Source organism: Romboutsia lituseburensis DSM 797 (assembly GCF_900103615.1).
GTDB lineage: Bacteria > Bacillota > Clostridia > Peptostreptococcales > Peptostreptococcaceae > Romboutsia_F > Romboutsia_F lituseburensis.
On record NZ_FNGW01000001.1, the window covers coordinates 640,054 to 664,227 of the forward strand.

23 protein-coding genes and 2 riboswitches are annotated in these 24,174 nt (G+C 25.4%); of the genes, 5 read left to right on the forward strand and 18 right to left on the reverse strand.

What is annotated here, in order from left to right:
- Positions 1 to 334: 334 nt before the first annotated feature.
- The 4 genes from BLP75_RS03010 to BLP75_RS03025 all read right to left on the reverse strand — a co-directional run bounded on the left by BLP75_RS03010 (position 335) and on the right by BLP75_RS03025 (position 2,063).
- Positions 335 to 634, reverse strand: coding sequence for a hypothetical protein (locus BLP75_RS03010; RefSeq protein ID WP_092722731.1), 300 nt, complete (start codon positions 632 to 634; stop codon positions 335 to 337).
- Positions 635 to 696: 62 nt separating this feature from the next.
- Positions 697 to 918, reverse strand: a complete 222-nt coding sequence (locus BLP75_RS03015; RefSeq protein WP_092722733.1) for a hypothetical protein — start codon at positions 916 to 918, stop codon at positions 697 to 699.
- Positions 919 to 1,131: 213 nt separating this feature from the next.
- Complete coding sequence (locus BLP75_RS03020) at positions 1,132 to 1,452, reverse strand: hypothetical protein (RefSeq protein WP_092722735.1); 321 nt, start codon at positions 1,450 to 1,452, stop codon at positions 1,132 to 1,134.
- 215 nt (positions 1,453 to 1,667) lie between these two features.
- Positions 1,668 to 2,063 carry a hypothetical protein gene (locus BLP75_RS03025; protein WP_139149821.1) on the reverse strand — a complete coding sequence of 132 codons (396 nt, stop codon included), beginning with the start codon at positions 2,061 to 2,063 and terminating at the stop codon, positions 1,668 to 1,670.
- A gap of 263 nt (positions 2,064 to 2,326) precedes the next feature.
- On the opposite strand from BLP75_RS03025, the gene BLP75_RS03030 reads away from it, so the two are divergent.
- On the forward strand, positions 2,327 to 2,848 hold the full coding sequence (locus tag BLP75_RS03030) for a VanZ family protein (RefSeq protein WP_092722738.1): 522 nt from the start codon (positions 2,327 to 2,329) through the stop codon (positions 2,846 to 2,848).
- 127 nt (positions 2,849 to 2,975) lie between these two features.
- Here the strand turns inward: BLP75_RS03030 and BLP75_RS03035 are convergent, their stop codons facing one another.
- From BLP75_RS03035 to BLP75_RS03055, 5 genes are all read right to left on the reverse strand, one after another.
- A complete protein-coding gene (locus tag BLP75_RS03035; RefSeq protein WP_092722740.1) occupies positions 2,976 to 3,482 on the reverse strand; it encodes a DUF4829 domain-containing protein in 507 nt (168 codons plus the stop codon).
- Positions 3,483 to 3,686: 204 nt separating this feature from the next.
- Positions 3,687 to 5,081 (reverse strand): glycosyltransferase family 2 protein, encoded by a 1,395-nt coding sequence (locus BLP75_RS03040; RefSeq protein WP_242872367.1) that lies wholly within the window; start codon positions 5,079 to 5,081, stop codon positions 3,687 to 3,689.
- 672 nt (positions 5,082 to 5,753) lie between these two features.
- Positions 5,754 to 7,655 (reverse strand): PTS fructose transporter subunit IIABC, encoded by a 1,902-nt coding sequence (locus tag BLP75_RS03045; RefSeq protein ID WP_092722744.1) that lies wholly within the window; start codon positions 7,653 to 7,655, stop codon positions 5,754 to 5,756.
- 59 nt (positions 7,656 to 7,714) lie between these two features.
- Positions 7,715 to 8,635, reverse strand: coding sequence for a 1-phosphofructokinase (pfkB, locus tag BLP75_RS03050; protein WP_092722746.1), 921 nt, complete (start codon positions 8,633 to 8,635; stop codon positions 7,715 to 7,717).
- A 257-nt stretch (positions 8,636 to 8,892) separates the two neighbouring features.
- Positions 8,893 to 10,746 carry a BglG family transcription antiterminator gene (locus BLP75_RS03055; protein ID WP_242872368.1) on the reverse strand — a complete coding sequence of 618 codons (1,854 nt, stop codon included), beginning with the start codon at positions 10,744 to 10,746 and terminating at the stop codon, positions 8,893 to 8,895.
- Positions 10,747 to 10,981: 235 nt separating this feature from the next.
- Between BLP75_RS03055 and BLP75_RS03060 the strand changes: the two genes are divergently transcribed.
- Positions 10,982 to 12,310 carry a sensor histidine kinase gene (locus BLP75_RS03060; RefSeq protein WP_092722748.1) on the forward strand — a complete coding sequence of 443 codons (1,329 nt, stop codon included), beginning with the start codon at positions 10,982 to 10,984 and terminating at the stop codon, positions 12,308 to 12,310.
- A 254-nt stretch (positions 12,311 to 12,564) separates the two neighbouring features.
- Complete coding sequence (locus BLP75_RS03065) at positions 12,565 to 13,278, forward strand: LytR/AlgR family response regulator transcription factor (RefSeq protein ID WP_170139072.1); 714 nt, start codon at positions 12,565 to 12,567, stop codon at positions 13,276 to 13,278.
- A 148-nt stretch (positions 13,279 to 13,426) separates the two neighbouring features.
- On the opposite strand, the gene BLP75_RS03070 is transcribed toward BLP75_RS03065, so the two are convergent.
- From BLP75_RS03070 to BLP75_RS03100, 7 genes are all read right to left on the reverse strand, one after another.
- Complete coding sequence (locus BLP75_RS03070; RefSeq protein ID WP_092722752.1) at positions 13,427 to 14,032, reverse strand: response regulator transcription factor; 606 nt, start codon at positions 14,030 to 14,032, stop codon at positions 13,427 to 13,429.
- Positions 14,033 to 14,055: 23 nt separating this feature from the next.
- A riboswitch (cyclic di-GMP riboswitch) is annotated at positions 14,056 to 14,140 on the reverse strand.
- 660 nt (positions 14,141 to 14,800) lie between these two features.
- On the reverse strand, positions 14,801 to 15,406 hold the full coding sequence (locus BLP75_RS03075; RefSeq protein WP_092722754.1) for a response regulator transcription factor: 606 nt from the start codon (positions 15,404 to 15,406) through the stop codon (positions 14,801 to 14,803).
- Positions 15,407 to 15,428: 22 nt separating this feature from the next.
- Positions 15,429 to 15,513, reverse strand: a riboswitch (cyclic di-GMP riboswitch).
- Positions 15,514 to 15,925: 412 nt separating this feature from the next.
- On the reverse strand, positions 15,926 to 16,546 hold the full coding sequence (locus tag BLP75_RS03080) for a response regulator transcription factor (RefSeq protein WP_092722756.1): 621 nt from the start codon (positions 16,544 to 16,546) through the stop codon (positions 15,926 to 15,928).
- A 153-nt stretch (positions 16,547 to 16,699) separates the two neighbouring features.
- Positions 16,700 to 17,302 carry a response regulator transcription factor gene (locus tag BLP75_RS03085; protein WP_092722758.1) on the reverse strand — a complete coding sequence of 201 codons (603 nt, stop codon included), beginning with the start codon at positions 17,300 to 17,302 and terminating at the stop codon, positions 16,700 to 16,702.
- 344 nt (positions 17,303 to 17,646) lie between these two features.
- Positions 17,647 to 18,246, reverse strand: coding sequence for a hypothetical protein (locus tag BLP75_RS03090; RefSeq protein WP_092722760.1), 600 nt, complete (start codon positions 18,244 to 18,246; stop codon positions 17,647 to 17,649).
- A gap of 286 nt (positions 18,247 to 18,532) precedes the next feature.
- Positions 18,533 to 19,804 (reverse strand): MerR family transcriptional regulator, encoded by a 1,272-nt coding sequence (locus BLP75_RS03095; protein WP_092722762.1) that lies wholly within the window; start codon positions 19,802 to 19,804, stop codon positions 18,533 to 18,535.
- A 365-nt stretch (positions 19,805 to 20,169) separates the two neighbouring features.
- Positions 20,170 to 20,952, reverse strand: a complete 783-nt coding sequence (locus BLP75_RS03100) for a tyrosine-protein phosphatase (protein ID WP_092722763.1) — start codon at positions 20,950 to 20,952, stop codon at positions 20,170 to 20,172.
- A 601-nt stretch (positions 20,953 to 21,553) separates the two neighbouring features.
- Between BLP75_RS03100 and BLP75_RS03105 the strand changes: the two genes are divergently transcribed.
- Positions 21,554 to 22,087 carry a hypothetical protein gene (locus BLP75_RS03105; protein ID WP_092722765.1) on the forward strand — a complete coding sequence of 178 codons (534 nt, stop codon included), beginning with the start codon at positions 21,554 to 21,556 and terminating at the stop codon, positions 22,085 to 22,087.
- A gap of 155 nt (positions 22,088 to 22,242) precedes the next feature.
- Positions 22,243 to 22,857, forward strand: a complete 615-nt coding sequence (locus BLP75_RS03110; protein ID WP_092722767.1) for a DUF4397 domain-containing protein — start codon at positions 22,243 to 22,245, stop codon at positions 22,855 to 22,857.
- 39 nt (positions 22,858 to 22,896) lie between these two features.
- Here BLP75_RS03110 and BLP75_RS03115 read toward each other — a convergent pair whose 3' ends face one another.
- Complete coding sequence (locus BLP75_RS03115) at positions 22,897 to 23,850, reverse strand: phosphoenolpyruvate carboxykinase (ATP) (RefSeq protein ID WP_092722769.1); 954 nt, start codon at positions 23,848 to 23,850, stop codon at positions 22,897 to 22,899.
- Positions 23,851 to 23,963: 113 nt separating this feature from the next.
- Positions 23,964 to 24,164, reverse strand: a complete 201-nt coding sequence (locus BLP75_RS03120; RefSeq protein ID WP_092722771.1) for a hypothetical protein — start codon at positions 24,162 to 24,164, stop codon at positions 23,964 to 23,966.
- Positions 24,165 to 24,174: the final 10 nt, after the last annotated feature.

Here is a 24,174-nt window from a genome sequence, read left to right on the forward strand (position 1 = left end):
TAATTATCGTATCATACACAAATATATAATGATACAATTTGTAGCATTGGCTTAATGCCAAGGTTTTTACATATATTATTTATTATAAAAATACATTTTTTTATTTAATTTATAAGCTGATACTTACCTAATAAATATATATCAATTAAATCATCATAAAAAATCATGCTATATATAGCATGATTTTTTATGATAATTTAATAGTAAACTAATATTGATTAAATATCTAAATAAAATATCCTAATCTAATTTATATTACATATATTAAAATGAATTAAAAAACTCTACAGAAACTATTATAATTATAAAACAATTGTGAAGATAGTTAATATATTTATTTTGGTATGGGGCAGCATTTATTAATAATTATTTTAAGTATAATACCTAGTATAATCATAAATACTGCAACCGTTAAAGCATTTGTAAATTGACTTAAAATAGTAGCCGTTCCCATTATGACGATAAGTAATATACATTCTAGCCTTAATCGCTTATCATATGCATTATATTCTTCAGGTGATGCACCTGCATTTTCAAGTCGTTCTAGTTTAAGTAGTCTATGATATTTATTTGCACTTAAATATAAAATGCTTAATGTTAATATTAGACTTCCTATATTATAAATATCAAACATATTGTTATTCCTCCTAAGAATTAAATTCACTATAATATTTTTTAAACTGTATAATATTCACTTCAATAAAATATTCCATATCTTGATATAATCCAACTATCTAATGGTGTTTGCGTTCTTTCTTCGACTGGGTAATTAAAAATAGTATAAACTATTTGATTTCCTGTCTTATCGATAGGATCTCTACATGATGAATAGTCCACTTTAAGATTTATAGCACTATTAAGATACCCATATCTTAATAGTGCTATAAATCTTAATGCTCCTATTGGTGTGAAAAACACATAAAATAACTGCCATATATATTGTAGAATACTTGTTGTATAGATTTTTCGTACTCAATTTATATATATTAATTTAAAATAGCTATAAAAAATTATCAATATATTGTGCGCCAATAGCTAAATTTTGTACCCGAATAGTTAAATAATAAAAAAAGTAGTAATTTTAAAATTACTACTTTTCTATCTTTATATCATAGAGATATTTATATATATTTATTTCTTTTTTCTATTTCCTATATATGCAAATAATGTAACACCATTAAGTACAATTGTAGCTACAAGAAGCAATGCTGATGCAAATGCTACCACATTTATCGTATCCATAATAGCTGTCCAATCTTTAATATTTATAAGATGATTCATATAAAAAACCTGCATAAAAAGTGAAAGCATGCAAGAAATTATACTCATTAAGGTAAAAACAAACCAATATTGGTTATTAGAAGTATTGTATCTTATAAGATTAATAACAGGAAGTACAAATGCAATTACGCCAAGTATAAGACTTCCTATATTCAATAAACCATAATCCATAATAATATTTTTCCTTTCAGTTATATATTAATTCAAAATAAATTATAAAACTTATTTATATAAATAATGTTATTATATAACATTATACCATTAATTAATTATTTTATAATAAATTATTCACCTTAATTATCATAGCTCTATAGATTTAATTTATTTTTATTATTCTAAGTATATCCTAAAAATAAAAAGCACTTACTTTATTAGTAAGTGCTTCTTTAAAGTTTGGATTTAATTGTACCCAGCATTAAATTTCCGTTATTCAGTTCTGATATAGCGCTAATCAATGACTGATGATTATTAGTTTTATGATAATCCTCTAATTCTAATATTGAAATTTGATAATGGTTTAAAACTGAAAGTAATGAAAAATAGATTGATTTCTGCTTTTCTTTGCTTTCATAATTAGGAATTTCATGTAATATTTCATCTCTTTCTCTGTTTAATTCAGATTGTATAAACGTTATATCTTTTTTAATACTATTAATATCTTTACCTTGTAATACAGCTAAATAGATTGTATTTAATGAATTAGAAATTGTCTCAACATCATTTATACTTTGTTTAGGATTAGCAAACGCTATATTAGTGCACAACATAAAAGCTGTTGCCATACATAATATTTTCTTATACATAAAAACCTCCTATAAAATTTATATTAATAGTATTTGTTTTTTTATAAGATAAATACTTTATATAGCAAATATAAAATTATCTATTATGTAGATTATTTTTTATTGCAAATTAGATACTTTAAATTATTTAATTACATCTATATAATATTTAATTTACATCATTGTTTTTATTTTAATTTGTAAAATAAATTAATTAGGTTTATAATCATTTAGGGAAATGCTTTGTCAGGGGAGGTTTTAGCATGATAAAAGAAAAGAATAGTAATCAAAAAAAACTTACTATTGGGTTATTTACAGTGTATTTTTTAGTACTAACATGGATTATATTATTTAAAATGCAATTTTCACTTCATAATTTAGTGGGATTAAGAAGTTTTAACTTAATACCATTTAACGGATCTATGATTGTTAACGGTAAAATTGATATGAAAGAAATAATTTATAATGTGATAGTATTTATTCCTTTTGGAATTTACATATGTATGATAAATAATAAATGGAGTCTTTTAAAAAAAATATTACCTATCGCTTCAGTTAGTTTAATATATGAAGTATTGCAATATATATTCGCTATAGGCGCATCTGATATAACAGATTTTATAGGCAATACATTAGGTGGGATCATAGGTATTGTAATTTACTTTTTAATTAGCAAATTATTTAAATCAAATCAAAAAATGAACAAAGTACTTAACATAATTGCGTTAATTATAACTATATTAATTGTTGTATTTTTATCATTTTTAATTATAGTAAACTTATAAAATCAAAATGCTCTTAAATTATATCAATATAATTTAAGAGCATTTTGATTAACAAACGAAGTCGTTGCCACTATTAAGTGTATATCCCACTAAATATCTTAATCGCAAAGAATTTTTATATAATCTATTAATATCCTGCTTCTATTATTTTATATCTTCCTTCTTTATTCTTAACTAGAGTGTATCGAAAATCATTTATACCTGATTTTTCAGGTTGATTTTCTATTCTATATTTAACATCATACGTAACGTCTAAAGCCTTTCCTTCTTTAAACAATATACTCTTTCCATTTTTCAATTTACCTTCAACTGGTCTAAAAGTAGCTTCTTCTGAGTCTATGTATTCTATATATTTAATACTATTTAATATATCTTTTGAAGGAATGGAAAAACCAATATATACATGGTCATAATTTTCACAAGTAAAAATACATTCTTTCATAATATCTATATCTTTTGCATTCATAGCATTTATATAAACTTTCATAACCTCTTTAGCATCTTTGTTCCAATCTTCACTAAGTTCATATTTATTCCATTCTGAAATAATTTTTCTATGCTTATAACTATCTTTCATTAAAAATATTGCACATATTATACATATTAAACTAATTATTAAATTTCTTTTTTTCATTCGTACTCTCCTAAGTTTGTAGCATTGCAAGTTTATCTTACTATATTTTGATGAAGTTTCAATAGAATCAGACTAAGATAGGTAGAATACGGATTAAAATGTTATTTTACTATAATTAAAAAGAAAAAAGGAGACAAATAAAATATTTTAAATATTTGCTCCTTTTTTATATAAAAATATAAATTATAACGTTTTATTGATTTTTTATTTCCATACTCTTTTTAATCCTAGCATCTCTTGCATATAACCATAAAGAGATACTGGTGACATTATCATTTGATAAGTTAATAAAAATAATGTTAATCCTAAAATATTTTTTCTTACTTTTAAATTCATGTCTTTAAAAACATTATACGCTTGGTATCTGTATAAAATATAAAAACTAACTAGTGTCAAAGGTAATACAAAAATCATCATTGGACCAACTATATAATACTTATGAAAAAATACAGCTAGTATTAATCCTGGAATCCAGAAAAAAGTATAACTAAAATCCATATAAGGAATTAATAAATCTATGCCCGTTAAAAATTTAAAGAATACCTTAGGCTGTTGCCATGGCTTAACTTCTCTAATACCTTCAATCATACCTCTAGCCCATCTTGATCTCTGCTTTGCAAAATGAGATAATTTTGTAGGGACATCGGTAAAAGCAATAGCTTTTGGCTCGAAGTATACTCTTTTATTTTGAGATAGTATTTTCCATGTTAATATAATATCTTCTCCGATTGCATCTGCCCATCCTCCAAGATTTCTAACGATATCAGTCTTATAGATTGAAAAGGCCCCTTGAGCCACTAAAGTCCCTTGGTATAATCCTTGCATTCTTTTTATAGATGCGATACTAAGAAAATAATCCCACTCTTGCATTTTAGCTAAAATGTTATCTCTACTATTTCTAACTAACATAGATCCAGCTACTGCACATACATCATCTGGTGATGATACCATCCTAGATACTAAATTATTTATTGCATCTTTATGAATTATAGTGTCAGCATCAAGAGTTATTACATATTTAGTTTTTACGTATTTAAGACCTTTATTAAGTGCATTAAATTTTCCAGGTTTAGTTTCTTTTAGCAAAGTAATATTTGTATCAAAATCTTTTTTAGCTCTTTCGACTTCTGAGGCTGTTTCATCAGAAGAATTATTATCAATAACAACAATATTTATCTTGCCATTATATCTTTGTTCATTTACATATCTCAGTGTATCATAAATACCAGCTTCTTCATTATAAGCAGCTATTAATAAAGTAACACTTTCATATGGATTACTAATTTTTCTAATGGGTTGCTTATCTAGTAATAAACTAACTACTAAAAATGCATTCATAAATCCCGGTACATATGCAACACCACTAATTATTATAAAGGACCATACTGGTCCAACAATTTCTGATAAATCATGAATCCAAGGTTTAGATATATTATAAGAAAAAATCATCCACACACAACTAAGAATTAAACTAAGAATAAACTTTTGCGTAGTTGTTATATAAATATTTGATTTACTTTTTTTTATATTGTCATAGTACTTATAATCAACTTTTTCCATATCAAGTCCTTTCTTGATTTCTTCGTCGTAATTCGACATATACCGACTTTGATTTATAAGTATAATATATTAAGTTCTAATAGTAAATCTATTTTTGTCAGTTAATTTTTTACATGGAATTTACTGGTTTAACCATTGATTTTAGGTGGTTCTGTATTATCTAAACAACCTTAATATAAGTTAATTAGCTTAAGCTTATCTATTAAAATTGTGTAACTTAATCACATAAAATTTCACTTTTTTAGATTATAATAAAAATTACTATAGAGGACAAAATATAGAGTAATTTAACTTTATAGCAAGGAGATGACACAATGAATATTAAAATAACTAACAGTGCTAAAGCTGAACTTGATAAACTTATTGGCAGTCAAGACAATAAAGGTAAATATATAAGATTATATACAAGACCTGCTTCTTTGTGATGTGATGCTAGTATAGCAATAACTCTGGATGAGTTAAGAGAAAATGATGAAGAATTTGTAGTTGATAATTATAAAATTATAATGAATAAAAATCTAGTTTCACGGGTATCAGGTATTACTATATCTTTTGGTGGATTTATGAATAGAGATAGTTTTAGTGTGGATGCTGATTTTGAATTGGATGAATATTAATACCTTAGTATAAAAAAGTCGCTTCACTCCTGTGCCCAACGACTTAGTCTGTTAAGAATAAAAAAAGCTGTCTCAATTATGAGACAGCTTTTCATTATGCTTGTTTATCTAAAGGTTTCTTTAATATTGATAATAGAACCATACCAACTACAGAACCTATAACTATTGCTGCTATATATCCTAAAGGATTTGATACAACTGGTATAACAAATATTCCACCGTGTGGAGCACGAAGTGCTGATCCAAATACCATACTTAATGCACCTGCTGTAGCAGAACCTACTACACATGCTGGTATTACTTTAAGAGGGTCTGCTGCTGCAAATGGTATTGCACCTTCTGTTATAAATGATGCTCCCATTACATAGTTAACTTTACCTGATTCTTGTTGTTCTTTTGTAAATCTATTTTTAAAGAATGTTGTAGCTAAAGCTATTGCAAGTGGAGGAACCATACCTCCTGCCATTACTGCAGCCATTATTTCAAATTGACCTGCATCAAGTGATGCCACACCAAATACATATGCTGCTTTATTGATAGGACCACCCATATCTATTGCCATCATGGCACCTAATACTAATCCTAAAACTACCTTTGAGCTTCCACCAAGACCATTTAAGAATGCTACCATACCATCATTTATACCTTTTACTGGAGGTATAACTACAAATGTCATTATTACACCTATTAGTAAAGTACCAAATAGAGGGAATAATAATACTGGCTTTATACCATCAAGTGATTGTGGTAAGAAGCTAAAGAACTTCTTAAGCCCTAATACTAAATATCCTGCTATGAAACCTGCAAGTAAAGCTCCTAAGAATCCTGCTCCACCTTCTTTAGCAAGTATACCACCTACAAAACCTACTACCATAGCTGGTCTATCAGCAATTGAGTATGCAATGTATCCTGCAAGGACTGGTAACATAAATCCAAATGCATAATCTCCTATTCCTTTAAAGAATGCTGCTAAAGGAGTATTTGAACCAAAGTTTTTAGGATCTATTGCATAATTATCAAATAAGAATGCCAATGCTATTAATATACCACCACTTACAACGAATGGTAACATATTTGAAACCCCATTCATTAAGTGTTTGTATACTTTTCTAAGAGCAGTTTCATCATCATTATTTTCTTGAGTAGCACTATCTCCTGAGTGATTGTATATTGGAGCATCCCCTTTTGATGCTCTTTCTATTAATTCATCTGCTTTGTGTATTCCATTTGCAACTTTAGTTATTATAACTTTTTTTCCGTTAAATCTAGCCATATCAACATTTTTATCAGCTGCAACTATTATACACTCAGCGTGTTCTATTTCTTCCTTCGTTAATATGTCTTTAGCTCCTGATGAACCATTTGTTTCAACTTTTATAGAAACTCCTTTTTTCTTACCCGTCTTATTTAAACTTTCTGCTGCCATAAAAGTATGAGCTATTCCTGTTGGACAAGCTGTTACTGCTAATACTTTAGGATATTTTGTTTCTCCAGATTTTTTAGCTTGTACTTTAGGTTTTGGTTTAGATTCTGGGAATTTTTCACTTTCCTTTTTATCTATTAAGTCTATAAACTCTTCTACTGATATAGCATTTATTAAATCATTTCTAAATTCTTCATCCATAAGTATAGTAGATAATCTAGATAATACCTCTAAATGTGTATCATTTGCTCCATCTGGCGCAGCTATCATAAAGAATAAGTGAGATAAGCTTCCATCAAATGATTCATAATCTATACCTTCTTTACAAATTGCAGCTGCTAAACACGGGTTATCAACAGCTTTTGTTTTAGCATGAGGAATAGCTACTCCCTCTCCTATTCCTGTTGTACTCATATTTTCACGATCTATTATTGCACTTTTATATTCTTCTTTATTGTTTAAGTTTCCACTATTATTAACTAAATCTACAAGTTTCTCAATAGCTTTCATTTTATTATCTGCATATAAGTCTAGACTTACAGATTTTTTATTTATTAAGTCTGTTATTCTCATGTTATCAATTCCTTTCTTGATATTTAAGGTTATAGTGTCTTCATATTATAAAATTTCTATTAATTTATATACTCTATATTTATTTGTTCTAATAATTCATTTATAAAATCGCTAGTTGCTAAATCATATGAAAATGCCGTTGCACTTCCGCTTGCTGCCCCTAGTTTTAAAGCTTCTTCATAGCTTTTATTTTTTAAATAACCTGCTATAAATCCACCAACCATAGAATCTCCTGCACCTACTGAGTTTTTTACTTCTCCTTTTGCAACAGAGCTTTTTAAAACTTTATTGTCTTCTGTCACTAAAAGTCCTCCATCTTTTCCCATAGATACTAAAACATTTTTAGCTCCCATTTCTTTTAATTTGTTAGCATATAAAACTATATCTTCTGTCGTTTCAAGTTTTACGTTAAACATTTCCTCTAATTCGATATTATTTGGCTTTATTAAAAATGGTTTATATTTTAAAACATTTAAAAGTAAGTTTTTAGTTGCATCAACTACAACTTTTATTCCTTTATTTTCAATTCTTGCCATTATATTTTCATAAAGTTTTTCATCAAGTGTTGAAGGTATACTTCCAGCTAAAACTAATATATCATCTTCATTTAAGCTTTCTATCTTTTCATATAACTTGTCTAACTTTTCACTTGATATATGAGGACCTTGTCCATTTATTTCAGTTTCTTCATTCGATTTTATCTTTACATTTATTCTTGTAAATCCATTTTCTAGTTTTATAAAATCTGAATTTAATCCTCTTTCATTTAAAATGCTTTCTATATATTGTCCTGTAAATCCACTTATAAATCCTAGAGCATTGCTTTTGTATCCTAGCTCTTTTAATATTAATGATACATTTATACCCTTGCCACCTGGGTAAACATACTCTTCACTACTTCTATTTATATCGCCTGTAGATAAATTATTTAATTTAACTACATAGTCTATAGAAGGGTTTAATGTTACTGTATATATCATAGATTTCACCTCGACTTTATTTTATTATGTATAACGTTTACTTTAAACAACTGCTAAAATCACTTTCTCTTTGAGTGCAGAGCACATATATTGGCTTAAGCAAAGCTCATTTTGAACAACGGACGAAGTCGTTGGCGACAGGAGCGAAGCGACTTTTTTATTCGATTTATTTTTTGTTTTTGTATGGCTTATGTCTATAATACCTGGAAATCTTTTTCCCTGAAAGTCAAAAAATTTCTCTTAATTAAAAGAGAAATTTATCGTTTAAACATATTTGAGAACTTTTCAAAGCTCTTATTTTCACATATATTTATTACCTTTGCTATAGAATCTATCCTTTTATAAATGCTTAAAAATAGCTCTTCATAGTCAAGGGTTATATCTTTATCAATAGCTAACATTATTACTAATCTAACTTGTCCCATTTCCCAATCTATTGGATTTTTAAGTATTCCAATAGCAATTTTACTTTCATATATTACTCCATTAGCCCCATGAGGTATAGCCACCATGTTTCCTATTTCAGTTGTTGCTATTTCTTCTCTTTCTAAATAAGAATGTTTTGTATCATTATCTATATATTTATACTCTATAAGTTTATCTGCCATATAATTTATTACGTCTTCCTTAGTTTTTAAATCTAAGTCTATAAAAAATAAATCAGGTTCTAATAAACTATCTATTTGTAAATCTATATATATGTTACCTGTTTCTATATATTTTTCAATCATTTTTACTTCCTTATCTGTAAGCATTGCAGATATATTTATTACAGGTATATTTTCCAATTGAAGTGGTACTGTTGATATTACAAAATCTACCTCTATAGCATTTATATACTCTACTAAATAAGATGGTATTATCTTTACTATTTGTAAATTATCCTTAAACACATTTTCTAATTTAGATTTTATAAGCATTGATGTTCCTATACCAGAAGTACATACTATTATGGTTTTTAAAACTCTTTTTTCTTTGCTGTGAGATGCTCTTTCTATTGCACCACCTACATGGAGTGCTATATTTGATATTTCTTCTTCGCTTATGTTTATATCTAGATTTTTTTCTATAGTTTTCTTAGCTATTTTAGCTAACTCAAAAGCAAATGGATATTTTATTTTTATATCATTTAATCCTATTAAATTTTGGTTTATACCTAATTTAGTTCTTTTATATAAATTATTTATATGATTATATAAACATTCTTCAAATATTTTATCTTCTATTATATCTATTGATGTTGCCTTTTTTAAGTTTTGAGTAAATTCTTTTATGGATTTTAAAATAAGTTCTTTGTGTTCATTATCTTTTAATATACTATTTCTTCTGTTTTTATAATCTAATATATATTTTTTTATGTATTCTCTTTCCGATCGTAAAATTTTATCTTTTGATGATATTGTTTTTATTTTTTCATATATGATATTTGATTTAGATCCTTTTTCATATATTTCATCTATATTTCTACTTAGTGATATTAATATAAAGTTTAATATATTTTTAAACTCTATATCTGTCAGTATCATTTTTTCATCATTTAATATATCTAATATCATCTTTTTTATTGAGAATATATCATTTTTTATGCTTGGCTTTAAAAAGTCATTTATACTTAAATCATTTTCTTTTTTAATACATAAATCAGATATACAAGCTACTATATCTTTTTCTCTTCCTAAAACCAGTATTCCTTGCTTGTGCTTTGTTGCTACTTTTATATTATAATCATTTAAAATCTCTTTTACTTCTTTTAAATCATTTTTTACAGTTGATACACTTACATACATTGAATCTGCTAAGTCTTCAAGTTTTACAGCTTCTTCATTTTTTAAATTTAATAATTCTTTTATTATGTATCCAACTCTATCTATATCATTATATATATCTTCATTTAAATCTATTTCTTCTAAGCTACCTTCTATCTTGTATCCTATGCCCCTTGTTGATACTATTTTCCCTTTTTTGATAACTTTGTTTATATATTTTATTTCACTTTGTATTGTTTTCGTTGAACATCCTATAGCTTGACTTAGCGCAATACTACTCATAGCCTCATTACTACTTAATAACGTTTTTATAATATTTAATTGCCTTGAAGTTATATTTATCATTATTCTCATCACCCAATCCCATTTATTTCCCATTTATTGCAAGTTATTCCTTACCTTTTACAATAATATATTATACATAATTTTTTATTTATTTAAATATCTAATATAGTTTTTTTAATATATATATTTTTTTAGGTTATGCTTTTATTATAGACTATATTTTCACCTTATTTTTTTATTTTGTGATATTATTTATTTATGTTTAAATATTTATAGCGATTTTAGGAGCATCAACATGGAACTTTTTATTGTATTTTTAGCTTGTATGAGTGTTAGTTTTTTGGTATTTGCTTTTATTACACACCATACATTTAGGCATAAACTTAAAATACCAGCTACTAGGTTATATATTTTTATGTATGTTGTGTTTATTGGATTTAAAATTTTACTATCTCACTTATGGTATAACGACTTTATTAATTTATCAATTGCTGAATTTTTAAATCTATGTTTTAACATATTTTATTTTTATATATTTTATTTACTAGTTAATGATAGCTTTTATAAAAGTTGTCTTGTATATGTATTTCAATTACAATATGCAGGAATTTTATACTGGGTATCATCTTTAACTGTCTCAAAATATATGGAATTTTTCTCTATAAAATATTATATATTTGTTACATTGTTGGAATTATCACTGTTTTTAATAACAATTATACCCATAAGAATTTTCTTAGATAATATAGTTATTCCAGCTCTAGAGATAAATAATATTAAAATATGGAAGCTTGTTGTTTTATCTCAGCTTGGATTTTTCGTTGTTAAGTTTCTAGCAATAGCTTACATAGATATGGAATCTAGATTTTCATTATTTTATTTACCTATACAAATATTTTTATTTATAGAATTTTTTATTTTATACTATATTCAGTTTCAATTTATAAAAAAAGTTAATTCTAATTTAACATTGGAAAGAAATTCTTTATACATAAAAAACCAACTTGATTTACAAAAAGATCAGTATGAAAAACTTAGCAATTATATTTGTGAAACAAAAGTACTTAGACACGACTTAAAGCATCACATTGCTATTATGAAAAATTGTATTGAAAATGAAAAATATAATGAATTAAAAAAATATATAAGTGACTATGAACATAATTTATGTTATAAATTTAATACAGATTTTTGTAAAAATTTTGCTATTAACTGCCTTTTGAATCATTATATTAATATCTCGAATAAACACAACATAGATATGAATATTTGTGTGGATCTGCCTAATAATATAAATATACTTGATTCTGACTTGTGCATTATATTTGGAAATTGTATAGAGAATGCTATAGAAGCTTGCCTTAATTTAAATGGAAATAAATTTATAAATTTAAATACTAAAACTCATTGTAATATGATTATTATAACTATCGATAATAGTTATAACGGAATATTAAAGAAAAAAAATGATATATTTTTATCATCTAAACGTGATTTCAAGTATGAAGGTATAGGTATTTCTTCGGTTTTACAAATTATAAAAAAGTATAATGGAATTATAAAATTTAATTATGATAACAATAAATTTGAAGTATCTATAATAATATATCAAAATAAAATTTAATAGTTTAATATTATTAGTATAGTAAAAATTTTACTTTTCTTAAATCACTGAGTTGGCGCTACACTTCATGTTGCCAACGACTTGGTTCGTTTCTAAAAAAGAAAGATTTAGTATTTATCAAATATTTTTTATTATGTTATCTATTTATTACGTAAAACCCCCTTTAATATCGTAATTTTGCCTCTCTTGAGATTCTAAACAAATGATGTTTTGTGCTATAATTTTATATATAAATCTAGCGAGGGGTGTTTAATTTGCGTATTGCAATATGCGATGATTGTAAAGATGATATAAAACATTTGACTAATCTTATTAATAAATACAGCTTGCTAAATGCTTTAAATGTGGAAATTATGCAATATGAATGTGAAGAAAGTTTATTTAAGGATTTAAAAAAAGGTTACTTTAAAATTGTTTTTTTAGATATTTATATAGATAAATCACTTGGAATTGATGTTGCAAAGAAAATAAGAGAAATAGATGGTGATTGTTTAATAATTTTTACTACAATTAGTCCAAACTATGCACTTGATGCTTATTCAGTCCATGCTATTGATTATTTGCTAAAGCCAATTGATTTTGATGTATTCGAAAATTCACTTGATAGATGCGTTAATTTTTTTTCAGATTCATTTAAGGTCATTCAAGTTTTATCAAATAGACTTATGATAAAAATTCCTCAAAAAAATATTATATTTATTGAAGTATTTAATAAGTATTGTTTAATCCATACAACTGAAGGTGTGATAAAAACATATATGTCTTTATCTAAACTTGAAACATTGATTGACAGCAATGTATTTTTAAGATGTCATAAAAGCTATATGATCAATATGAAACATATAGAAGAGATTTTAGAAAATGATTTTTTATTAAAAAATAATACAAAAATTCCTATCAGCCAAGATAAAAAACTTATCTTTAAACAAAAATATATTGACTATTTATTTAAAATTACTAGAAGTTAAGTATATTTTTTAATGGCATATAGACTTGTAGACACTATAAATTACTTTGGCAATAGTGCCTACATTTTTTTATGTCATTAAAAAGTATAGATATAAAAATAGCGCCTATATAATGGCGCTGTTTTTATTGACTTTTCTATGCTTACTACTAAAATCCTACAATTCCTTTATCGTAAGCGTATAAAGCTGCTTGCATTCTGTCCTTTAAATTTAATTTAGCAAATATATTGCTTGTATGCTTTTTAACAGTGTGTTCTGTTATATATAATTCTTTTGATATTTCTATATTTGTTTTTCCTTTTGCTATACAAATTAATATTTCTTGCTCCCTCTTTGTTAATTCAGATATAGTTTCTGTATCTCCATGAGATATATAATTTTCGATTAAATCCGCATCATAGTATTTTTTGCCCTTGTCTAGTTGCTTAACTGCATATCCAATGTCTTCTGAATCAATGTTTGCTAATATGTATCCGTCTATACCTATTTTCATACACTTTGCAAATAACGTTCTATCTTCATAAAAATCTAGCACCATAATTTTTGAATTGCAGTCGTTTTTTACTTTTTCTAACTCATATAAATATTTTTTATTATTTTTATTTAAGTCTACTATTATTAAGTCATAATTATCTTTATATATGTCTGTGTATAAATGACTTTCTTTTATGCTAGCTACACATGATTCACATGATATAATCTCTACTATACCTCTTCTTATGATTAAAGATTCAGATATTATAATAACTCTCATATTTTTCCCCCTAACAAATACTAAAGTTATTTAGCCGGTTGCACTACTGGCTCAGTATACCTCTAAGTGCCCAAATACAAGATATACTTCTTAGCCTCTAAATACTTACCCTTCTCTCTTATATTTAACTACTCCTATAAACTAACTTATATACTTATTATACCTCCTAGTCTGGCTATTCGTAATCAGTATACAGCAGTATTATGTCTACTACCAAAGTATACTCTTTCTTACTTTTTTGTATATATAACGACATTTATCTTCATTAAATATAGTTTGAAAATGTATAATTTTTTATAAATTTGTATATACAATGTCTCAATTTTTTTTATTTACTTCTACTATTAGCTAACTTATTTTAGGTCGACAAAAAACATATCTTTATGTATATCTAGACATGTTTTTTATATTTGATTTGATTTTATATATTTATGTGTATTAAAAACTGTTTAATTAAAAATTTAAATAATAATGTAAAAGTATAACTTATGTCTATTATATTAAATAATTTATTTATATATCTATATATTAAATATATTATATATTTTACAAAAATAAATCTAAAATTCTATAAAACGTCATTTTATGGTGTAAACATTTTAATAATAGTATAAAGTCCATGTCCCTCATATCCAATAAGAAATTTTCACTAAAAATTCGATCAATTTAAATATGTAGATTATCTATAAATTTAAAGTATTCTAATATGCTTGAACGTAAAAAAGCTAGTTTAAATTTATAATTTAAACTAGCTTTTATATATATTATTTAAAATTCAACAAGCCCTTTGTTATAAGCATATAATGCTGCTTGCATTCTATCTTTTAAGTTAAGTTTAGCAAATATATTGCTAGTGTGTTTTTTAACAGTATGCTCTGTTATGTATAGTTCTTTTGATATTTCTATATTTGTTTTTCCTTTTGCTATATATATTAATACCTCTTGCTCCCTTTTAGTTAATTCTTCTATATCTTCATTTTCACCTTTGAATATATAATTTTCTATAAGTTCTGCATCATAGTATTTTTTGCCTCTATATAATTGTTTAACTGCATATCCAATGTCTTCTGAGTCTATATTAGCTAATATATACCCATCTATACCAGACTTCATACATTTTGAAAATAGTGTTCTATCTTCATAAAAATCTAGCACCATAACTTTTGTATTTGTAGTTTTCTTTAAATGTTCTAGGTCATATAGGTACTGTTTATTATTCTTATTTAGGTCTATAAGTATTAAGTCATAATCTTCTTTATATATGTCTGTATATAAATGACTTTCTTTTATACTACTTATATACTTTTCTCCTGATAAAATTTGTACGATTCCTCTTCTTATTATTAATGATTCTGAAATTACAATAACTTGCATATTACCCCCTACTAGATATATCAAGTTATTTAGCCGGTTGCACTACTAGCTCCGTATACCTCTAAGTGCCCAAATACAAGGTATACTTCTACACTTCTAAATACTTCTTTATTCTTTTGTTTAAATTATAATTCTTGTTATTTATTTTAATATTATTCCAATTACTAACTTCTACACTATATAGTATACTTATTTGTTAGTTATTCGTAATCATAAATTGTAAGTAATTTTAGGTATACTAAAGTAGAATTCAACCACCTTATATCTACATCTTTCTTTTTGTTATCCTAAAGTTCGATTCCTTTCTGTTTTTTATCGTTTTTATATTTTTTTATAATATATAATTTTATTTTTAATTTTAATGATAATTTTACACTTTAATAAATATAATTTTATTTTTTTGTATTTTTACTTTAATTAATATCGCTATTATCCACTAATTATTTATATATATTAAAAGATAAATTTTATGTAAATAAAAAAACCTTCAATTATTCATTGAAAGTTCTTTGTTATTACTTAATTACTTTGTACTAAATTGTTATCTCTTGCATAAATTATTATATCTTGTCTATTTTTTAAATGTAATTTATGCAAAATACTACTTACATGTTTCTTTATTGTATAATCTGTTACAGCTAAAGCTTTTGCTATTTCTTTATTGCTAAACCCCTTACAGACGTAAGTTAATACACTAAACTCTCTTTGAGTTAACTTTACATTAGTAGTATCAACTTGATTTTCTATACTTTCTTGTAATAACTCTGAATCATAAAATTTTTTGCCCATCATGATTCTTTTCACAATATATATAAACTCTTCTTTGTCTAAAATATTTAATATATATCCATCTACGCCAAGCTTAACTAACTCTAAAAATAAATTCTTATTTTTTCTAACATCCATAACCATCATTTTTGCATCTTGAGATATTCTTCTTATGTTTTCTACTATATTTACTATTTCTGTATCTCTTATAGTAGCATCTATGAATATAAAATTAAAATTACTTAAGTCCTTAGTTTCAAACTCATTTTTATTTGAAGCAGATTCTATATAAACATTATCAAATATTTCTTTAAATAAATTGCTTAAAGAATCTCTAACTATAAAGGACTCTGATATAATTAATACTTTCATATTTTACCCCCTAATTTATATCATCATCTATCAGATTGCTCATTCCTTTATATTCTAACTAAATTGCAAATAAAAATATATTAACTAAGTTGACTATATATATTACCCTATGGAGTTATTAAGTTTATATCTATTACTACCTTTTAGTATAATTTAACTAAGTTTTTGGTTGTATATTATAGCTTCTTGCCTATTTTTCAATTCTAATTTTTGTAAAATATTGCTTACATGCTTTTTTACTGTACATTCAGCTATGTACAGTTTTTCTCCAATTTCTTTGTTATTTAACCCCTTAGCAAGTTCATCTAACACTTGTCTTTCTCTTTTACTTAAAATATCTATACTCTTTATATCATTGTAGATTATTTTCTCTATAGCTTCTGATTCATATACTCTTTTACCATTTTTTATCTTTTCAAAATGGTATTTAAATTCTTCTTTATCTATTACATAAAGTAAATAACCTTCTATTTTATATTTTATAGCCATTTCAAGTATTTGATTACTTTTAGTCCGATCTAGTATCATAACTTTTATATTTGGTGATACTCTTTTTAATAAGCTTATAGTGTCTAGCTCATCCTTATTTTTATCCACAACTTCAATAAATATAAAGCTAAAATTTAATAATTCACGTTTATCTATCTTGCTAAGAGATTTGATAGCTATTACTTCCCTAATCGTTGAATATTGTTCAAATAAAGTTCCTAAAGACTCCCTAGTCATAAATGATTCTGACACTACTAATATCCTCATAAATTGCCTCCTTTTCCAAAACTTTAAATTTTTATTTATTTAGAAAAGTAGTTTTGAATAACTCGATTTAATCTATATTATTCATTACGTATTTTATCACAACATTTAATTCTAAAATGGTTTTTTCGTTCCCCTTTTTTTTACATTTTTTTATCATTTTTTCATTTTTCTACTTAAAAAAAGAAACTATTTGATAAAAATAGCTTCTTTTTTTAACTTTAGTAATTAATTTTAAGTAAGAAAACATTATTTTTAAATATTTTTTAAAATATTTTTATATTTTTAATTTTATGAATCTAATTGAAGTTTTTTGCATTTTATTTAATTTTGTCATTTTTTTCCTATTAAATCGAATCACTATCTAATTCTGGTGCTACAGGTAATATAGTTTCTGTTGTTTGATTATTTTCAGATGTGTTTCCTTCTTGTGATGGTGGTTGTACATCTGGTGTTTCTGGAGGTTGTGGTGTTTCTGGTTTTTGTAAATCATCTGTTGGAGGTTCAACACTTGGCTTGTCCGGTATTTCTTCTTCAGCTGGTGGTTGTACATCTGGTGTTTCTGGAGGTTGTGGTGTTTCTGGTTTAGCATTGCTATTTGAATTATTATTTGAGTCATTGTCAGGCTTTGTATAGCTTGGTTTATTTTGTGGTTTTATGGTTGGTTTATAATCATGTTGTACCTTATTATTTTTATTATTTATATCTGAATTTATATGCTCTTGCTTTTCATCCTGTATTTTTACTTTTTCATCGAGTTTTATATCACTTTCAGCTTTAACAACTTCAGCTGTTTTAACTTCTTTTTCTATTGTTATTTCCGGTTGGCTTTTATAGTTTCCGTTATCCGCTACAACCTCTTCCATCTGACTCATCGTAAGCCCCGAAGACACTAAAGCAGCCGTAATAACACCACCTATAATAATCTTTTTTTCCTGCTTAATCATAATAGTTTCTCCTTTTTAATGTTTTTAATATAAAATTTATATTCACTATATTCTCTTAAATAAATATCTAAACCTTTATAAATATTTCCCTGTCATTCATTTTAAATTTACATTTTAGTTTATTAAAAAAAAATATATATGATTATAGTGTTGATTACTGTTTTATTTTTTAAGTGTGTGTCTTAAAATAACGCAATAATACTTAGAAATTAGTATCTATATGGCGTAAAAAATTTACTTTGCTCAAACAAAATAAAACACTAGATTTAAAATATCTAGTGTTTTATTAATATTCAATTATTCTTAAAAATCTATCTACATACCTTTTATCAAAATAACATAGCTTGTAATTTTCTTTTGATGATACTTTTTTAGATTTAGTATTATCAACAATTAACTTATCAAATACCTCAAGCTCTAAGTATGTATCTTCATAAGCGCTATTTGCTTGATAGAAGTTTATTTTTTTATTATCATTTAATGTAACTATATAATAAAAATCTCCTGGTTGACCACCAAATAACTTACGTTGTTTTCCTATAAATCCTGCACTAACTTTATTAATATCATTATATGTATATTCAGTGCCAAAAGGATTATAAAAACTGTAATCAATAATCTGAGTTTTAGTTACTACAGTAATACCCGTAATGCCCATATATAATAAAACTAAATTTAATACTATAAACTTAATAAAGTTATTTTTCATAAAATCAAATACATATGTTGCCCACTGCCATTCTACATTTTTTATACGTGTATATAAAAATGTTATAAGTAATATAAATATCTCTACCTCAAAAAATAAAGATATATAACTATAAGGAGCTTTATACATATACATTATGTAATCATCAGGCACAAATATAAGTGCTTGTAACTTACCTATAAATACATATATAACTAATGTTAAGATTAAAACTAACATTATACCTACTATAAAGCTAATTGTTCCACCAAATTTTTTATCATTTTGACTTAGATATTTCCTCCAACTTAAAGTAAGTATTACTGTTGCTATTATACACAACATACTTTTTAATCCGATTGACTCATAGTTTTCTTCACTAATACTCGTATAAAATGTTATAAATGGGCTCGACCATATTAAAGTAATTAGTAATTGAAATGATAATGAACGCTGGCTAAACTTATTTATCTCTGTTATAAGTTCTGTATATTCCTCTGTTTCAATATACTCTAGCTCCTCTGAATATTTATTTAGATTAATATCTACATTTTTATTTATATCCTGTAATATTTCCCGGATAATATCTTTTTTGCTTTCAAAAGTGATTTCTTCTTCTTCTATTTCCCTTATTCTGTCTTCAAGTACTTTTTTTAGGGAAATTTTTTTGTTGTTAAGTTCTTTTATTGTAGAAATTGAAAGTCCTAATTTCCTCAGATTTTTAATGTACTTTAATTCTTCAATATTATTCTCATCATAAACTCTATATGAATTTGAATTTCTTTTTACAGATATTAATCCTTCATTTTCATAAAAACGAATTGTATTTGCTGACAAACCTGTAAGCAACTCTGCATCTTTAATTTTCATAATTTACTCTCCCTTGTATTTTAGCTATAATATATCTCTATTTAACACCTTACAGTAACTATAATGTCAATATTTTCCTTTAACGTATTTTATAATTTTTCTATATTTAAATCAATAGATAGCTAAAACCATTGGAATATCAAATATTTTTTATTACTTTTTAAAATTTATCGTAAATTATTATATATCATAATTTATTTAAACATAAAATTCTTTCACTTCATGTCCTAACAACATAAAAAATATGTACGTTGCTCAAACCTATTCATTTGTATTATAACTTATCTACAAACTAGATAATTTATAACACCTTAGTATATAAAAAAGTTCCTAAACTAGTATAAGTAACTAATTAGGAACTTTATTTAAAAATTTTTAAATATTTTAGATAAAAAACTTTTCTTTTCAGATGGATCAATTGCTTTGCTTGTATCTATATCTTCATCATCTATAACACTTTTAGGATTTTCTATAAATAATTTATTAGCTGTAGCTGGCTTATATTTATTACATACATGCTGATATGCATCTTTCATTAATGGTCTTCTATTTTCTGCTCCGTGTGCATCTGTACCTACAAAATGAACCATATTTTGTCTCATAAGTGTCTCACAAGTACTATTTAGAGAACCTAATGACTTATGAACCATACTAGAAGCATTTACTTGTACAAGAGCTCCTTCTTGTATAGCATCATATATTATACCTGGATTTTCTTGAACTTCTTGATACCTCTCTACGTGAGCAAGTATTGGCTTATATCCTTTTAACTTAAATTCATATATTATATCACAAAGTTTTTTAGGAAACTTCACATGGGAAAATTCAATTAAAACATACTTACTCCCATTTAAAGTATATGTCTTACTCTTTGCTATCTGATCTAGTAAGTCATCACTATAATAAAGCTCTCTACCTGTTAGCACTTCTAAATCTATATTATTTTCCTTTAACATTTTGTTAAAATTTTCTGCTTCTTTTGAAACTGTTTCTATTGATTCATGGTCAAAATCTGGATGATAATGAGAAGTATTTATTATAGTTTTTATTCCTTCACTTTGAGCAATCCTTGCCATCTTTAAAGCTTCTTGCATATCTTTTGCTCCATCGTCTATACCAGGTAATATATGGCAATGTATATCTATCATTTATAAAATTCCTCCTAATAACTTTTCTTTCATAATTACTTCTATTCACATTAATTCATCCATATGTATAAATAAAACCTTTAAAATACTTTAAGGAGGATGTTATGAATAAAAAAGATGACTTAATACCACCTATAGCCTTTGTGATATTAATGTTATGTGTAATAATGATGCTGTTTTCATTTTGTATAAAACTAATCCGTTTAATATTAAATACATTTGTATATTTGACAGGATTAATAACAATATTAATCGCTGTAGCTTTCTTTATCTGTATAATTTTGTTTTGCTTTAATCAATTATGTAAACACTGTCGATCTTACAAACGATGTGTACTAACTGTTAAAGATGTTTTTTACTTGATAGTAAAATCAGAAATGATAATACTAATTAACTTATCAATTATGTATACTATTTTATTTGTTCTGTGTAGATTTTAATATTGACTATGACGATAGTTTTAGTACTACCCTTATACACCTTATGTGTAATACTCTATCGGTATACTAAAGTAGTAGTTATTATTTATAATCTATTTATATGTATACTTTCTAAATACTTGGCTATAAATTAAATATTATTATTTAAAAGGAGTATTAATATGTTTAAATTTATTAAATTTATAGCTATTGCCGGTGTATTGTTTCTAGGGATAAGTATGTTTAATGATATGAAGTTTTCTGCTAAGGATTTGATTTCTAATAATACTGATATAAAAGAAACAACTAAAGCTGACAAACCAAAGGTTAATGATGGTATTAAGTTAGATGATGTTAAGAAAAATAACCCTACTAATAATGCTGTTAGTGATAAAACTAAAAAGTCGGATAATGATTATAGTATTTTAGTTTCTTCTAATGACTATAATGCAGTTGTTTCTTTGAATGGTGATACTAAAAAGTTTGATGTTAAGGAAGTTGGTAAAGATTTAGATAAGGTTGCTTCTGATAATTATATAAATCTTAGTGACGAAGATTTAAAGTATCTTGAGGAACATAAAGATGAGATTTTGAATAGTTTTAAAGATGGAAGTTTAATAGATAAGTATAATCTAGTTAACGATATGCTTAGTAAATATGATAATGATATAAGTAAAACTGATCTTATAAACCTAGCAGTAAAGTACCTAAAATAATTTAGGTACTTTTTTTAGCAACAAATTAAGTGGCGTTCTATATGAATGCTATGTAAATTTTTGGTGTAACCTTTAAAATTACAACCGCATAATATATAAGGTATAAGTATGGTATAGGTTAATATACCTATTTGAATTAAGGGGGGATAAGAAATATGGATTGTATGGAAATGCCTAAAAACGGCTCTTTAGTGAGAGTATTTCACGCGGCACCTGAGGCTCCACCTGTAGACATATATGTTGATGATAATCTTACATTTAAAAATCTTAAATTCATGGATATCACTCAATATGTGCCTCTAGAAAAAGGTGAATATAACATAGATATATATGCTACTGGTACAAAAGAAAATCCTGTTATAAGTCAAGTTTTAGAAATTGATGATAGTGATATATATACTGTAGCTGCTACAGGAAACTTAGATGATTTATCTCTAATAGTTATTGAGGATTCTATATCTCAACAACCATTTGACATGTATAGTTTTTTCAGAGTAGTCCATCTATCTCCAAATGCTCCAGCTGTAGATGTTTTATTTAATGATAAAAAAGCTTTTGAGGATATTGAGTTTAGAGAAGGTAGTATGTATCAAGGTGTGTCACCTGGACAATATAGTATTAAAATTGCCTTAAATAGTGATGGTACAGTAGTGTTACCTTTAAAGGTTACTTTAAAACCAAATAGAATTTATACTTTATATGTAGTTGGAAATGCATCTGACTTGAATGTTATTCAAAGTGTTGATGGAAATACTACTGTGTGTAGATAATAAAAAAAGAGTTAGCTGTGTATTTAGCTAACTCTTTTTTTATCCTAATTTCTTCAATATTTTATCTGATCTTTGATAAATAATATTTTCTATAATTTCTATTTGCTCATTTATTGTGAATTGATTCTTAGGTCTTGTTATCTTATAAAACTTTATATATTTTGCAATCTCTATGCACTTTTTAAAGTAATCTGCTGGAACTCCCCCCGAGTACATAAGCACTTCTATTCTAAATATATTTTTTATTATCTTTTGTAATTTTTCATTACCCGTTACTTCTACTACTTCTACTTTTTGTGTATCCCCCTGCTCTATTTCAAATAACGCTTGGAAAGGCACTTTTTCTTTTACAAAATTATCAAGTGCTGGAACTATATACTTTATATTCATATCACTTCTAAATGGAGTAAATTTAGATGAATCATATCCTAGCTTTGTCATTGCATCTTCGCACAATTTTTGATATCCAAATCCAGGATTTATCATAGGTATATCACTTAATTCTATAGCTCCAACATCATCAGATACAAAATCATACCCTCTTTGTCTTAAAGCAGTGGTTAAAGTAGATTTGCCTGCTCCTTTATCCCCTGTAAATATACATCCTTTATTATTTATAACTATAGATCCACCATGTATTGCAACCGTGTTTCTTTGTAATAGAATAATTCCTAAAACACTTCCTAATATGTATACTTTTAATATGTTTAAATCTGGATTTTCACAAAGCTCAATTGTTACAGTGTCACCATTTTGAATTAAATATGTACCTACGTTGTTTATATGAAACCACACTTCATCACTATTGTAACCAGCTATTTCTTTTTTATCTATTTTTTGCTTTATATTTTCATTCATAAAACCAAAAATAATTTTAACATCTATGTTATCTTTATAAATTAGATCTAATATTGTTAATTCCGGTATCATTATTTCTGATTCTAAATTTAAACCATAAACATTATAAAAATATTTTTTATCTTTTACACACATATTTTTCTCCTGACTATATAAATTCATTATTTTTTAATAATATCATTTCTATAGTCATATTTTAATTATACTTTTGTATAATTTTACAGTTAATAATTAAAAGTTTTACTATTTTAGGAATCCTGTCTAGTCCAATGTTCTGTCCCATTTGGCTTATCTTTCCAAAATTCTTTTAAATGATCAAATACACTATCTATTGAATCATATTTATTATTACAACTACAACTCCAACTTGAACGTGTATGTTTATGTTCTTTTGTGCTTTGTATTCCTAGCACTAAAATATTTGGCTTTATCCAATTTTTCTTGTTCATATTTTATATA

Excerpts from the sequence above, each read along its gene's own strand:
- BLP75_RS03105 (WP_092722765.1), top strand. The coding sequence starts at position 21,554 with ATGTTTAAATTTATTAAATTTATAGCTATTGCCGGTGTATTGTTTCTA.
- BLP75_RS03080 (WP_092722756.1), bottom strand. The coding sequence starts at position 16,546 with ATGAAAGTATTAATTATATCAGAGTCCTTTATAGTTAGAGATTCTTTA.
- BLP75_RS03040 (WP_242872367.1), bottom strand. The coding sequence starts at position 5,081 with ATGTCGAATTACGACGAAGAAATCAAGAAAGGACTTGATATGGAAAAA.
- BLP75_RS03075 (WP_092722754.1), bottom strand. The coding sequence starts at position 15,406 with ATGCAAGTTATTGTAATTTCAGAATCATTAATAATAAGAAGAGGAATC.
- BLP75_RS03110 (WP_092722767.1), top strand. The coding sequence starts at position 22,243 with ATGGATTGTATGGAAATGCCTAAAAACGGCTCTTTAGTGAGAGTATTT.
- BLP75_RS03020 (WP_092722735.1), bottom strand. The coding sequence starts at position 1,452 with ATGGATTATGGTTTATTGAATATAGGAAGTCTTATACTTGGCGTAATT.
- BLP75_RS03120 (WP_092722771.1), bottom strand. The coding sequence starts at position 24,164 with ATGAACAAGAAAAATTGGATAAAGCCAAATATTTTAGTGCTAGGAATA.
- BLP75_RS03060 (WP_092722748.1), top strand. The coding sequence starts at position 10,982 with ATGGAACTTTTTATTGTATTTTTAGCTTGTATGAGTGTTAGTTTTTTG.
- BLP75_RS03095 (WP_092722762.1), bottom strand. The coding sequence starts at position 19,804 with ATGAAAATTAAAGATGCAGAGTTGCTTACAGGTTTGTCAGCAAATACA.
- BLP75_RS03090 (WP_092722760.1), bottom strand. The coding sequence starts at position 18,246 with ATGATTAAGCAGGAAAAAAAGATTATTATAGGTGGTGTTATTACGGCT.
- BLP75_RS03100 (WP_092722763.1), bottom strand. The coding sequence starts at position 20,952 with ATGATAGATATACATTGCCATATATTACCTGGTATAGACGATGGAGCA.
- BLP75_RS03030 (WP_092722738.1), top strand. The coding sequence starts at position 2,327 with ATGATAAAAGAAAAGAATAGTAATCAAAAAAAACTTACTATTGGGTTA.
- BLP75_RS03025 (WP_139149821.1), bottom strand. The coding sequence starts at position 2,063 with ATGGCAACAGCTTTTATGTTGTGCACTAATATAGCGTTTGCTAATCCT.
- BLP75_RS03115 (WP_092722769.1), bottom strand. The coding sequence starts at position 23,850 with ATGTGTGTAAAAGATAAAAAATATTTTTATAATGTTTATGGTTTAAAT.
- BLP75_RS03070 (WP_092722752.1), bottom strand. The coding sequence starts at position 14,032 with ATGAGAGTTATTATAATATCTGAATCTTTAATCATAAGAAGAGGTATA.
- pfkB (WP_092722746.1), bottom strand. The coding sequence starts at position 8,635 with ATGATATATACAGTAACATTAAACCCTTCTATAGACTATGTAGTTAAA.
- BLP75_RS03045 (WP_092722744.1), bottom strand. The coding sequence starts at position 7,655 with ATGAGAATAACAGACTTAATAAATAAAAAATCTGTAAGTCTAGACTTA.
- BLP75_RS03010 (WP_092722731.1), bottom strand. The coding sequence starts at position 634 with ATGTTTGATATTTATAATATAGGAAGTCTAATATTAACATTAAGCATT.
- BLP75_RS03055 (WP_242872368.1), bottom strand. The coding sequence starts at position 10,746 with ATGATAAATATAACTTCAAGGCAATTAAATATTATAAAAACGTTATTA.
- BLP75_RS03085 (WP_092722758.1), bottom strand. The coding sequence starts at position 17,302 with ATGAGGATATTAGTAGTGTCAGAATCATTTATGACTAGGGAGTCTTTA.
- BLP75_RS03035 (WP_092722740.1), bottom strand. The coding sequence starts at position 3,482 with ATGAAAAAAAGAAATTTAATAATTAGTTTAATATGTATAATATGTGCA.